At 70.1% G+C, this 12,596-nt stretch carries 12 protein-coding genes; 4 read left to right on the plus strand and 8 right to left on the minus strand.

The genetic code is table 11. From position 1 onward, the window contains the following. Position 1 precedes the first annotated feature (1 nt). The 3 genes from AB0M51_RS23910 to AB0M51_RS23920 are packed head-to-tail and all read right to left on the minus strand — an operon-like array spanning position 2 to position 3,131. The gene (locus tag AB0M51_RS23910; protein WP_344195259.1) at positions 2-868 is read right to left on the minus strand and encodes a carbohydrate ABC transporter permease; all 867 of its coding nucleotides are present in this window, start codon (positions 866-868) and stop codon (positions 2-4) included. After that, positions 865-1,803: a sugar ABC transporter permease gene (locus AB0M51_RS23915; RefSeq protein ID WP_344195257.1), complete on the minus strand. Its 939-nt coding sequence runs from the start codon at positions 1,801-1,803 to the stop codon at positions 865-867. Before AB0M51_RS23915 ends, AB0M51_RS23910 begins: the two co-directional genes overlap by 4 nt. A gap of 2 nt (positions 1,804-1,805) precedes the next feature. Next, entirely contained in the window at positions 1,806-3,131 is a 1,326-nt protein-coding gene (locus AB0M51_RS23920) for a sugar ABC transporter substrate-binding protein (RefSeq protein ID WP_344195255.1), read from the minus strand. A 201-nt stretch (positions 3,132-3,332) separates the two neighbouring features. On the opposite strand from AB0M51_RS23920, the gene AB0M51_RS23925 reads away from it, so the two are divergent. After that, the gene (locus tag AB0M51_RS23925; RefSeq protein ID WP_363750446.1) at positions 3,333-4,085 is read left to right on the plus strand and encodes a class I SAM-dependent methyltransferase; all 753 of its coding nucleotides are present in this window, start codon (positions 3,333-3,335) and stop codon (positions 4,083-4,085) included. Between the two features lie 3 nt (positions 4,086-4,088). On the opposite strand, the gene AB0M51_RS23930 is transcribed toward AB0M51_RS23925, so the two are convergent. Genes AB0M51_RS23930 through AB0M51_RS23945 form a run of 4 tightly spaced genes read right to left on the minus strand, consistent with a single transcriptional unit; the run spans position 4,089 to position 7,954 of the window. Continuing rightward, on the minus strand, positions 4,089-4,643 hold the full coding sequence (locus AB0M51_RS23930; RefSeq protein WP_344195250.1) for a hypothetical protein: 555 nt from the start codon (positions 4,641-4,643) through the stop codon (positions 4,089-4,091). Positions 4,644-4,651: 8 nt separating this feature from the next. After that, the gene (locus AB0M51_RS23935; RefSeq protein ID WP_344195248.1) at positions 4,652-5,884 is read right to left on the minus strand and encodes an ABC transporter permease; all 1,233 of its coding nucleotides are present in this window, start codon (positions 5,882-5,884) and stop codon (positions 4,652-4,654) included. Further along, positions 5,884-6,576 (minus strand): ABC transporter ATP-binding protein, encoded by a 693-nt coding sequence (locus tag AB0M51_RS23940; RefSeq protein ID WP_344195246.1) that lies wholly within the window; start codon positions 6,574-6,576, stop codon positions 5,884-5,886. The genes AB0M51_RS23935 and AB0M51_RS23940 overlap by 1 nt, the downstream gene beginning before the upstream one ends. Continuing rightward, complete coding sequence (locus tag AB0M51_RS23945) at positions 6,566-7,954, minus strand: HlyD family efflux transporter periplasmic adaptor subunit (RefSeq protein WP_344195244.1); 1,389 nt, start codon at positions 7,952-7,954, stop codon at positions 6,566-6,568. Before AB0M51_RS23945 ends, AB0M51_RS23940 begins: the two co-directional genes overlap by 11 nt. A 211-nt stretch (positions 7,955-8,165) precedes the next feature. On the opposite strand from AB0M51_RS23945, the gene AB0M51_RS23950 reads away from it, so the two are divergent. The 3 genes from AB0M51_RS23950 to AB0M51_RS23960 all read left to right on the plus strand — a co-directional run bounded on the left by AB0M51_RS23950 (position 8,166) and on the right by AB0M51_RS23960 (position 10,420). Further along, entirely contained in the window at positions 8,166-8,537 is a 372-nt protein-coding gene (locus AB0M51_RS23950; RefSeq protein ID WP_130448290.1) for an RNA polymerase-binding protein RbpA, read from the plus strand. Positions 8,538-8,631: 94 nt separating this feature from the next. Continuing rightward, positions 8,632-9,249: a WHG domain-containing protein gene (locus tag AB0M51_RS23955; RefSeq protein ID WP_344195242.1), complete on the plus strand. Its 618-nt coding sequence runs from the start codon at positions 8,632-8,634 to the stop codon at positions 9,247-9,249. A gap of 1 nt (position 9,250) precedes the next feature. Beyond that, on the plus strand, positions 9,251-10,420 hold the full coding sequence (locus AB0M51_RS23960) for a GDSL-type esterase/lipase family protein (protein ID WP_344195240.1): 1,170 nt from the start codon (positions 9,251-9,253) through the stop codon (positions 10,418-10,420). On the opposite strand, the gene AB0M51_RS23965 is transcribed toward AB0M51_RS23960, so the two are convergent. Continuing rightward, positions 10,377-12,593, minus strand: coding sequence for an FUSC family protein (locus AB0M51_RS23965; protein WP_344195238.1), 2,217 nt, complete (start codon positions 12,591-12,593; stop codon positions 10,377-10,379). The two genes, AB0M51_RS23960 and AB0M51_RS23965, sit on opposite strands and share 44 nt — an antisense overlap. Positions 12,594-12,596 lie beyond the last annotated feature (3 nt).

Below are 12,596 nucleotides of genomic sequence, written 5' to 3' on the forward strand. Positions count from 1 at the left end.
CTCACCCCTTGAGTGCGCCGGAGGTCAGCCCCCGGGCGAACGAACGTTGGAAGAAGAGGAACACCAGTACGGAAGGAAGCAGTGCGAGCAGCGACGCCGCGAGCACGACACCGGGCGTGACCGCCGGGTCGATCCGCAACGTCCGCAGCGCCAGCGGAAGCGTGTAGGCCTTGGCGTTCTGCGCGACCAGCAGCGGCAGCAGGTACTGGTCCCAGATCATCGTGAACCCGAACACCCCGATCACCCCGAGCGCCGGCTTGCACAGCGGCAGGATGATCTGCCCGAAGATCCGGAACTCACCGGCGCCGTCGATCCGGGCCGCCTCCTCGAGTTCACGCGGTACGTCCTTCATGAACTCGGTCATCACCAGGATCGAGAACGCCCACGCCCCGAGCGGGACGATCATCCCGGCCAGCGTGCCCATCAGGTTCAGGTGCACCAGCGGCAGGTCGGCGAGCACCAGCGTGAGCGGCAGCGCGAGGATCTCCTCGGGCAGCATCATCGTGGCCAGGATCGCGACCATCACCAGCGTCATCAGCGGGAACTTCTTCCGCGCCAGCGCGTACCCGGCGAGCACGGAAACCGCCACCTGCAGCAGCAGCCCGAAGCCGACGACGAAGAACGAGTTCAGCAGGTACCGCAGTACGCCGTGGTCGAACGCGATCCGGAAGTTGTCCAGCGTCGGCGTCCGCGGTACGACGCTGAGCTGGGTCGGGTCCGACACGTGGTTGAAGGAGCCGACCAGCAGCGCGAGCAGCGGCCCCGCGAAGACGGTGAACAACCCGGCGTAGATCACGAACTTCGCGATCCGGGCGCCGGCGCCCTTGCTCTCGGTCAGGCCGAGCGCGGTCTCGGTGGCAGCACTCATGCGGATCTCCTCCGTCGCAGCAGCTGGACGCAGACGGTCAGCACGAGCGTCGCGGCGAACAGCAGCACCGCACCGGCCGAGCCGACACCGAGCCGGCTCTGCTCCAGGCCCAGCTTGTAGATCAGCGTCATCACGACCTCGGTCGACCCGTTCGGGCCGCCGTTGGTCAGCAGGAACACCTCGGTGAAGACCCGGAACCCGCGCACCGCGGCCAGCACGAACAGGATCGCGAACACCGGCCGGAGCCCGGGCAGCGTGACGTGCACGATCCGCTTCCAGGTCGACGCGCCGTCCACCGTCGCCGCCTCGTACAGCCCACGGTCGATCCCCGCCAGCCCGGCCAGGAAGATCATCATGTCGTACGGCGCCCCGCGCCAGATCCCGGTGACCGCGATCGAGGCGAGCGACGTGTGCGGGTCGTTGATGAACCCGGACGGCCCGAGCCCGACCAGCCCGATCACCTGGTTGATCAGCCCGTCCCCGGTCGGGTGGTACATGATCCGCCAGAGCTCGGCGGTGACGGCCAGCGGCACGACGACCGGCAGGAACGCCGCCGACCGGATGAAGCTCAGCTTGCGGGTCTGCCCCTCGACGAGCAGCGCCAGGCAGAACCCGAGGATCATCGAACCGGCCGTCTGGCCGACCGCGAGGACGACGGTGTTCCAGGCGGCCGAGCGGAACCCGCCGTCGCCGAGGATCTCCGCGTAGTTCGCGCCGCCGACCCACCGGTTGCCGAGGTACGGGCGGACCTCCTGGACCGACATCCCGATCGCCTGTGCCATCGGGATGAACTTGAAGTACACGAACAGCACCAGCGCCGGCGCCAGGAACAGCCACGGGATCCACCACTGACCGTCCCGGCCCCTCTTGCGCTGCGGGCGACCGGCCGCCGGCGCTGTCCGCGCCGGCGCCGTCACCCGCGTTGCTTCCTTCACACTCACGACGCTCCGATGCCCTGCTGGTTGAGCGTGTCACCGAGCTTCTGGTCGAGCTTCTTCAGCTCGGAGTCCAGGTCGAGGCTGCAGTCCGCGATCAGCGCGTTCACCGTGTCCGCGGTGCTCTGGCGGATCGGCGTCCAGTTCGGTACGGACGGTGCGTAGCGGCCGTTCTCCTTGTACACGTCGGCGTACAGCTTCCAGCGCGGGTCGGGGCGAACCGTGCTGATGTCGACGTTCTTGTTCACCGGGAGCTGGACGATGAACGCCTTCTCACCCTCCATGCCGACCTTCTGCCCGGCCTCCGAGATCGCGTACGACGCGAACGCGTTCTGCGCCGCCTCGTTCTTGGAGCCGGCCATCAGGTAGACGCTGCCGCCCTCGGCCAGCACGGTCGAGTCCTTCGGTCCCTTCGGCATCGCGACCACCTCGTACTTGTCCTTGCCGAGCGAGGAGTCGAAGCGCGGCATCAGGTACGGGCCGACGACGTACATCCCGGTCTTCCCGGCCTCGAACGTCTCGTTGGTCGGCGGCGTGTCCATCGTCGCGGCGCCCGGCTGGATCACCTTCGACGTACAGGCCAGGTCGCGGAACCACTTCGTCGCGGCCTCCGACTCCGGCGTGGTCATCGCGGGCTTGTACTTGCCGTCGGCACCCTTCGCGACGAAGTCTCCGCCGCCGGCCCAGAGGAAGTTCGAGAAGTACCAGGAGGCATAGCCGCGCTTGGTGGAGCCGGGCACGGCCAGCCCGTACGTGTCGGCCTTGCCGTTGCCGTCCGGATCCTGGGTGGTGAAGGCCTTCGCCAGGGTGACCATCTGGTCCCAGGTCGTCGGGGCGGTCAGCTTGACCTTCTTCAGCCAGTCCTTGCGGATCAGCAGCGCGGAGGCCTGCGCGGAGTACGGCACGCCGTACGTCTTGCCGTCGGCGGCGCGGGCCGCGGCCAGGGCCGGCGCGAGCAGCTGGTCGCTGCCCTTGATCTGGGACATGTCGACCTCGCGGACGATGCCCTGGCTGACCATCGTGCCGAGCTGCGACGAGTCGTTCATCACGATGTCCGGCAGGTCCTTCTGCGCGGCGCGCTGGGCCAGCTTGGTCTCGAAGTCGTCGAAGATCGCGGTGACCTCGACCTTCTGCCCGGTCTGCTGCTCGAAGGCGGCCGCGAGCTTCTTCATGCCCTTCTCGCCGTCGCCGCCGGGGGTGGTCCGTGCCCACAGCTCGAGCGGTGCCTTCGGATCCTGCTCGGCCTTGCCGGCTCCGCCCGTACCGCAGGCGGCCAGCGTCAGGGCGACCCCCACCCCTGCGGCCAGGACTTTGAATGACCTGATCACTGTCGTGCCAACTTCCGTCTCGGAGAGGCCAATTTGTACTTTTTGGGCCTCATTTCGTCGGAAGATAGCGCTTTCCAAGCACAGGAGTCAATGACTCATCGGATCTCTGTCGGGCACCCTTGACAAGGATGGGCAACCGCCCACTACCGTGGGCACATGCCCACTTCAGTGCCGGACTCCGCACCGCATCAGCGTCGTGACATGGCTGAGTCCTTCGGCTCCGATCCCGAGCTGTACGACCGCGCGCGGCCCACCTATCCCGACGCCCTGATCGAGGCAGTTGTTGCCAAAGGCCCGGGACCGGCGGTGCTGGACGTCGGTTGCGGGACAGGCATCCTGGCCCGGCAGCTCGACGCCGCCGGCTGTCAGGTGCTCGGTGTCGAGGTCGACGAACGGATGGCGGCGCACGCGCGGACCACCGGCGTCGAGGTCGAGGTGTCGGCGTTCGAGTCGTGGGACCCGCGAGGCCGGACGTACGACGCGTTGGTCGCGGGCATGACCTGGCACTGGATCGACCCCGTCGCCGGCGCCGCGAAGGCCGCCGAGGTACTGCGGCCCGGCGGGACGTTCGCCGTCTTCTGGTACGTCCTCCAGCCACCGTCCGACCTCGGCGAGGCGTTCGCCGCCGTCAACCGCGACGTACTCCCCGACCACCCGGCCGCCTCCCGCGCCGCCGCGTCACCTCTCGGCGCGTACGAGCACTTCCTCGACCGGACCGCCGAAAGCCTCGGCACCGCGTTCACCGCCGTCGAACGCCCGACCTTCCCGTGGTCCCGCACGTACACCCGCGACGAGTGGCTCGACCAACTGCGCACCAGCGGCATGGCCAAGCCACTCGCCGACGCCGGCAAGCTCGACGCCGTCCTCGAACGAACCGGCGCCGCGATCGACGCCTACGGCGGCGCCTTCACGCTCGACTCCACCGCCGTCGCCCTCTTCGCCACCCGCACGTGAACGTCAGCGGGTGGAAGGGGTCGCGTTCGGGGCGCGGAAGCCGCCGAACGAGCCCTGGCGGACCGAGTTCGCGGTGATCGTGCCGTTCGAGTTCTGCCCGCTGACCACCACCTGCTCGCCGGCCTTCAGGTCCGCGGCGGTGCCCTTCGAGGTGATCTCGTACGTCGTGTCACCGGTGAGCTTCACCGTGACGTTGCCGGACTGCGTCTTCACGACGAGCTCGGACGAGCTCGCGGAGACAACCGTGCCGATCGTCCCGCCGCCACCCTGCCCGCCCCCTTGGCCGCCGAAGTTCCCGGGCCCGTTCTGCCCGTTCTGGCCGCGGTAGCCGCCGTACCCGCCGAAGCCGCGACCCGCCTGCGGCTGGTTCGACGTGCTGTCGGACGCGAACGCGGCATGCAGCCCGGCGCCGCCCGCGAGGCCGACGGCGAGCACCACGATGCCGGCCAGGACGGCGGTCGCGAGTGGCAGGTTCAGGGTCTTCCTCGGCCGCAGGGCCGCGTCGACCTCCTCGTCGGACCCGATCTGGGCGAACTCGTCGGGCGTCTCGTTGGTCATGTTCTCTCTCACTCGTGTCGTAGTGCATCGATGGGACGGAGACCGGCGGCTCGGTGCGCCGGCATGCTGCCGAAGAACAGCCCGACCGCCGCGGACACGCCGAGCGCGAGTCCGATCGACGACGGCACCAGGGCCGGCTGCACACCGGCCAGCTGGAAGCGGGTGATGATCAGCGCCGCCCCGACGCCGACCGCGCCGCCGATCAGGCTGAGCAGCGTCGCCTCGATCAGGAACTGGCCGAGGATGGTGCGCCGGCGGGCACCGAGCGCCTTGCGGATCCCGATCTCCCGGGTCCGCTCGGTCACCGTGACCAGCATGATGTTCGTGACCCCGATGCCGCCGACCACCAGGCTGATCGCGGCCACGGTCGCGAGCAGTGCGGTGAACGTCGCCGCGGTGTCCTGGCTGGTCTGCAGGATCTGCGCGGAGTTCGTGATCCGGAACGGCGAGGTCGTCTCGGTCGCCGGCACCTGGTGCCGGGCCGTCAGCAACTGGGTGACCTCGGCCTGGGCCAGGTCGACGCGGTCCTTGTCCGCCGCCTGGACGACGATCTGGTTCAGTGCGCCGTACCCGGCCTGGGTCGCGCGCAGCGTGGTGATCGGGACGATCGCCGTCGCGTTCGGGTCGTTGAACCCCGTGCTGTCCTTGCTCGCCAGTACGCCGAGCACGGTGAAGTCGACGGCGCCGAGCTTGATCGTCCGGCCGACCGCACCGGCCGGCCGGGTGAACAGTTCGGTCGCTGCGGTCTGCCCGAGCAGGATCACCCGCTGGGACGTGTCGACGTCCGCCTGGGTGAACGACTGGCCGAGCTGCACCGGCGTGTTGGTGGCCGGCAGGTACGCCGGACTCGTACCGATCACCTGGTTGACCGTGTAGCTGGTGTCGCCGTTGGTCGCCGTACCGGAGCTGGTCATCACCGGTGCGACGGAGGCCACGTCGGGCGCGAGGTGCTTGTCCGCGAGGGCCGTGGCGTCTGCGAGCGTCAGGCTGTACTGCTGGTTCGACGGACCGGCCTGGCCGCGGACGAAGCCACCGCCGCCGCCGGTCGTGGAGACCGTGAGCAGATTGGTGCCCATCGCCTCCAGCCGCTGTTGCACCGCCTTGCCGGAACCGTTGCCGACCGCAACCAGCACGATCACCGCGCCGACGCCGATCGAGACGCCGAGCACGGTCAGCAGCGATCTGAGCTTGTTCGCGGTCAGGCCGCGGAGCGCGGCGCCCATCAGGTCGCGTGGTGACATCAGCGGGTCACCTCGTCACGGACGATCCGTCCGTCGGAGACGTGCACCAGCCGGCGGGCGCGCGCCGCGACCTCGTGCTCGTGGGTGATCACGATGATCGTCCGGCCCTCGGCGTGCAGCTGGTCGAACATGCCGAGCACCTCGTCGGTCGAGTGCGCGTCCAGGTTGCCGGTCGGCTCGTCGGCGAGCAGGATCCGCGGGCCGGTCGCGAGCGCGCGGGCGATCGCGACGCGCTGCTGCTGGCCGCCGGACAGCTGGTTCGGCCGGTGGCCGGTACGGTCCGCGAGGCCGACCAGTTCGAGCGCCCGGTTCGCCCGCCGCCGGCGTTCGGCCCGGCGCAGGTGCGCGTAGGTGAGCGGCAGCTCGACGTTCGCCAGCGCGGTGGTCCGCGGGATCAGGTTGAACGACTGGAAGATGAACCCGATCTTCCGGCCGCGGACGAGCGCCTGCTGGTCCTCGGACAGCCGGGCGACGTCGCTGCCGTCCAGCCAGTACTCCCCGCGCGACGGTACGTCGAGACAGCCGAGGATGTTCATCAACGTCGACTTGCCGGAGCCGGACGAGCCCATCACCGCGACGTACTCCCCGGCCTCGACCCGCAGCGACACGCCCCGGAGCGCGTGTACCGCGGTCTCGCCGTTGCCGTACGTCTTGGTGACCTCCCGGATCTCGATCAGGGCGTCAGCGGCCACGGAAACCTCCACCGCCCGCGCCACCCGCGCCACCGCCGAGTCCGCCGCCGTTGCCGGCACCCGGGAACTGGCCGCCGCCCACGCCCTGCCGGTTCTGGCCGTTCTGACCGGTCTGGGTGCTGCCGATGGTGCCCTGCAGCAGTTCGATCTGGTCGCCCTCGTTCAGGCCGGACACGATCTGGGTGTAGCTGTCGCCGCGGACGCCGATCTTCACCTCCCGGGTCCCGCTGCCGTCGGCCATCGTCACGGTGTACGTCGTGCCGCTGGTCGCGAGCGCGGTGCTCGGGACGTAGAGCGCGTTCGCCGCCTTCGCGGTCTGCACAGTGACGTTCGCGGTCTGGCCGATCCGGGCGTTCGCCGGGAGCTTGGAGAGGCTGAAGGTCGCGGAGTACGAGACGACGCCGTTGGTCGTGGTCGGGGTCGGTGACACGGACGCCAGCGAGGCGGTCAGCGTCGTACCGGGTTCGGCGTTCAACGTGACGGTCGCCGACTGGCCGGCCTTGATCTTGATCGCGTCGGCCTCGGCGAACGCGGCCACCACCTGGAGCGACTTCAGGTCCGCGATGTCGACGAAGCCGGTGCCGGACGTGCTCGACGTACTCGTGGAGGTCGAGGATGAACCTTGACCTGAGGTCGACCCTTGTCCACCGCTGCTGCCGCTCCCTGAACCTGAGCTGGAGCCACCGGTCACCGAGCCGACCGCGCCGTTGATCGCGGTGATGGTGCCGGCGATCGGCGCCTTCAGCGTGGTCGCGGCGACCGCAGCCTCGGCCGCCTCGACGTTCTGGTCGGCCTGTTCCTTGTCCGCCTTCGCCTTCGCCAGGTTGGCCTCGGCGTTGCTGACGGCAACTTCCGGACTCTGACTCTGTCCCTGACCCTGAGACTGGCTCTGGGTCTGCTGTTGCTGACCGTTCGACGGTGTGGGCGTAGGCGACGGGGAGGCCGACGCCTCCTCGGCGGCTTCGAGGGCGGTCTGCGCGTCGCTGAGCGTCTGCTCGGCCGCGGTCACCGAGTTCGCCGCGGCGATCTGGTTCTGCTGCGCGATCACGAGCTGCCGATTCGCGGACGACGGGTCGACCTTCGCGATCGCCGCGCCCTTCGCGACCACCTGGCCGACCTTGACCAGGACCTGGGTGACCGTGCCGGACGTCTCGAAGGCCGGCGACGCGGTCGTCGAGCTCTGCAGGGTGCCGCTGGAGCTGACGCTCGCGGTGACCGCGCCGCGCTGGACGGCGACCGACGGCCGGGTCGCGTTCGCGGCCGGCGGATCCTTCTTGAAGAACAGGAAGTAGGCGGTCACGCCGATGACGAGCACGATCGCGACCAGCGCCACGTTCACGAAACTGAGGCCACGGAGCTTGTGGCGGGGTAGCACCATGGACGGTGAGGCTAGGGTCGATTACTGAGGAGGAGATGCTGGCTTCCTGGCAACAGGCTGTGAACCGGATATCGATTTGGAATCTGTGAACAGTCGATGACAGCAGGTCACGACGGGCTGTCAGGTGCGTACATATGGCTCGGACATGCCAAAATGGGAATGATCCGGGCCGGCCGACCGTTGGCACGGATGACGATCTCGGAGGTTTGACATGTCTAATCGCGTACTGCGTGGTTCGGGGCTGGGTGGGGTCAGCTTCGAGGATGACCGTGGTGTCGAGTTCGCGCCGCGCCAGATGATCACGTACGACTGCCCCCGCGGCCACGTGGTCGAGGTGACCATGGCGCACGACGCCGAGGTGCCCGCGGTCTGGGAGTGCCCGCACTGCGGCAGCGAGGCCGCTCGCTCCACCGGCGAGAAGCCGGAGCCGAAGCAGGAGAAGCCGGCCCGTACGCACTGGGACATGCTGCGCGAGCGCCGGAGCATCTCGGAGCTGGAGGAGCTGCTGGCCGAGCGGGTCGAGCTGCTCCGCAAGGGTGAGATCGGCCCGGCGCACCTGCACCGGACCAAGCGCACCGCCTGAGCAACACCCCACGGAACCCTCATCGCAACGGCGCGATGAGGGTTTCTTCTTTGCTCGATTTGCCTAAAGGCTTTAGGCAAATACATAATGCGATATGGCAAGAGTCGGGTTGAGCGGCATGCGGCTGGCGCAGGCGGGCGCGGAGCTGGCGGACGAGGTCGGCTTCGACCACGTCACCGTGTCGGCCCTGGCCCGCCGCTTCGACGTACAGGTCGCCAGCCTGTACTCGCACGTTCGCAACTCCGACGACCTGAAGACCCGGATCGCCACCGTGGCCCTCACGGAGCTCGCCGACCAGGCCGCAGACGCCTTGGCGGGTCGCGCGGGCGCCGACGCGTTGACTGCGATGGCCAATGTGTATCGCACCTACGCCCACGAGCACCCGGGTCGCTACGCCGCGGCCCGCCACACGCCGCCACCGCCCGGCGATCAACCGGCGGCCGGAGCCCGCCGCACCCCCGCCGGCTCGGCTCTGGGAACGGAGTACGTGGCCGCCGGGCGGCGGCATTCCGAACTCTGGCGGGCCGTCCTGCGCGGCTACGACCTGGGCGAGCCCGCGCAGACGGACGCCGTCCGGCTGATCGGGAGCGTCGTCCACGGCTACGTGACCCTCGAGCTCGCCGGTTCCTTCGGCTACAGCGACCCGCCGAGCGACAGCAGCTGGCCGCGCATCCTCGACGCCCTCGACAACCTCCTCCGCAGCTGGAGCTGATATGCAGACCGTTCCCCTCACCCTCGACCTCCTCCGCGGCGCCCTCGACCTAGAGCCGACCGCGCGCGGCGTGCTGCCGCACCGCCTCCCCGCCTGGGCCCGAGCGCAGTACGACGACCCCCAGACGGACATGGTCGACTCGCAGCCGTCCGGCGTCCGGCTCGTCTTCCGGACCGCGGCCACCGAGATCGAGCTCGACACACTCCCGACCAAGCGCGAGTACATCGGCGCTCCCCCGCGCCCGGACGGGGTGTACGACGTACTCGTCGACGGCCAACTGGTCACCCAGCTGACCGCGCCGGACGGCGACGTGATCACGATCGACCTGATGACCGGGTCCGCCGAGACCCGGCAGGGCATGCCGCAGACGCTCCGCGTCGACGGACTGGCCGCCGTACCGAAGACGGTCGAGATCTGGCTGCCGCACGACGAGACCACCGAGCTCGTTGCCCTGCGCACCGATCAGCCGGTCGAGCCGGTGCCGTCGGCCCGCCGCGTCTGGCTGCACCACGGCAGCTCGATCAGCCACGGCTCGAACGCGACCCACCCGACCGGCACCTGGCCCGCCCTGGCCGCGGCACAGGGCGGCGTCGAGCTGGTGAACCTCGGCTTCGGCGGCAGCGCGTACCTGCAGCCGTTCTTCGCGCGCACGATCCGCGACACGCCCGCCGACCTGATCAGCCTGAAGCTCGGCATCAACATCGTGAACTCGGACAGCCTCCGGCTGCGCACGTTCACGCCCGGTGTGCACGGTTTCCTCGACACCATCCGCGACGGCCACCCGGACACGCCGCTGGTGGTCGTCTCGTCGATCCTCTGCCCGATCCACGAGGACACCCCCGGCCCGACCGGCTGGAACCTCGAGGCCCTCGCCGAAGGCCGGCTCGGGTTCACCGCGACCGGCAACCCGGACGACGTCCCGGCAGGCAAGCTCACGCTGTCGGTGATCCGCGCGGAGCTCGACCGCATCGTCGCCCAGCGGGCGCTGACCGACCCCAACCTGCACTACCTCGACGGTCGCACGCTGTACGGCGAGGCCGACAACGCCGTACACCCGCTGACCGACGACCTGCATCCGGACGCCGCGACGCATCAGGTGATGGCAGACCGGTTCACCGAGTACGCGTTCAGCCCGAAGGGTCCGTTCGCGTCGAGCCAGCGGCCGCGGTAACGAGTCCGGGCTGCAGACGGCGGACGACTTCCAGGTGGTCGTTCGTCCACAGGATCCGGATCGCGGTGGGCGTCGCCTGGCCGTCGGCGCCGTACAGATCGTTCCGTACGGCGTCCACCAGGCGCGTCTTCGCCGGGTAGTCGTGCGGCAGCGGTTCGGGCACCGGCGTCCGGCCGTCGAGTGCGCCGGCCAGGGCCGAGTACCACCGGAGCAGCCGGTCGGCGGACGCGAGCAACGCCGCCTGCGCCGCGTCCCGGTCGTCCGACGGCGGGCGACCGTCGGCGTACCGCTCCCAGAGCTCGAGTACGGCGTCCGCGGCCAGCCGGACCGCGACGACGCCCGTCACGAGCGCGGTCATCTCGCTCAGCGGCACGGTCTTCGCGCCCCGCTCGGCGAGGTACGTGCGGAACGTGTCGTCCAGCCTCCGCGCAGCGGCCGCCGCACGCCGGCCGTCCTGCGGCATCCGCGGACCGGGCGCGCAGCACGACACGGCGTACCCGACGACGCTGACGAGGTACTGCGCGCTGTCGAGGTACGCCTCGGCCAGAGCCTTCCCGACCGCCTTCGACGCGCCCCGAGGCCAGAACAGCAGGCCCACCGCGACGCTGACCGCACAGCCGAGGGCGATGTCGCCGATCCGGAACAGGATCAGCGACCAGCCCTCCGGCTGCGCGAGGTTGAACAGGATCACCAGCGTCACCGTGAACGCGGCCTGGCCGGTCGCGAACGAGATCGCCGCCGGGACGATCCCGGCCACGAGTACAGCGATCGGCAGCAGGATCCACAATGCGGTCCGGTTGTCGCCGATCAGCTGCAGCAGGCCGGCACCGATGATCGACCCGACGACCGTGCCACCGATCGCCCGGTACGCATTCTGGCCGGTGCTGAGCGCGTTGGACCGCAGTACCGACAATGTGCCGAGGATGACCCAGAAGCCGTGCTCCACGCCGGTCACGTTCGCCAGCGCCACCGCCGCGGCGAGGCCGACCGCGCCGCGGATGCTGTTGTGCAGCCAGACCGAATGCCGTTCGAGGTGTGCGGCAGCGCGCTCCGTGGCGCTGGCGAACGGTCCGGCGAGCGCGTCCGGGTCGCGGCCGAGGAGGCGGTCGGTCCACGGGCGTTGGGCGGCCCGGCGTGCGGTCTCGACGTTCTGGGCGATCAGCAGTACGCCGAACGCGACCTCCTGGGCGCGGAACGACACGTTCAGGCTGCTGAGCAGGTCGGCCTCGGAGCGGTACGTCGACGGCAGCCGGTCGACGGCGCCGTCCTCGAGCTTCGCGACCGCGTCCCGCAGTACCTGCATGGCGCCGGTCAGGTTCTCGACCTGCTGCGATCCGTTCTCGAGCAGCTCGGCGCTGACCTCGAGGACCTCGGCGGCCGCCAGGTGCACGGCCGCGGACTCCCCGTCGCAGGTCGTTGCCTCTGGCCCCGCTTCGTCGAGGATGCCGCTCAGCCAGGTGAGCTCGTCGACCAGCCGGACGAGCGCGCGTGACCCGGTGGACAGCCCGGTCGGGCGGTACGGCGTCGCGGTGAACGTACGGCGGAGTTCGTCGATCAGCGTCGCGGTCTCGCGGGTCCGTACGGCGCACACGTCGACGGAGTCCAGCGCCTCCGACCGCAGCTGCGCCGCGGCGGCCCGGCAGACCCGCGCGGCCGGCGCGCCGAGCGGATCGACGGACGTCCGCGGCCAGAGGAACGTGACGGCGAGGACCGCGGCGACCGCGGCGATCGCGACCCCGGCCAGCCGATCAGGCAGCGTCGACAGGGAACCGGGCGTGGCGACCGACAGGATGAAGGACAGCAGCAACGACGTGCCGGCGCCGGCGAGCACCGAGCTGACGACGCCTGAGAACAGTACGGCGAACCCGACGACGGCGGTCACCGCGACCGCCGCCCACACCGAGTACCCGGCCAAGGTCCCGAGCGAGACCAGCACCAGCCACGCGGCCGCCAACTGCAGCTGCGCCCGGATCCGCTGCCCCGTGCTCCCCGGGAAGTCGACCAGCAACAACATCGCGAACGCCCCGAACGCGGCGAAACTCGCCACCGTCGGCGCCCGCAGAACCCCCGCACAGAACGCGAACAGCAGCGGCATCACCACCGCGGTCCGACCCGCCCGCCGCGTCGCCGCCAGCCCCGGATCCCGCCCCCGCAACCACCCGACCAACCGCATCCG

This window comes from Kribbella sp. NPDC051137 (genome assembly GCF_040682535.1).
In the GTDB taxonomy this organism is placed as follows: Bacteria; Actinomycetota; Actinomycetes; order Propionibacteriales; family Kribbellaceae; genus Kribbella; species Kribbella karoonensis.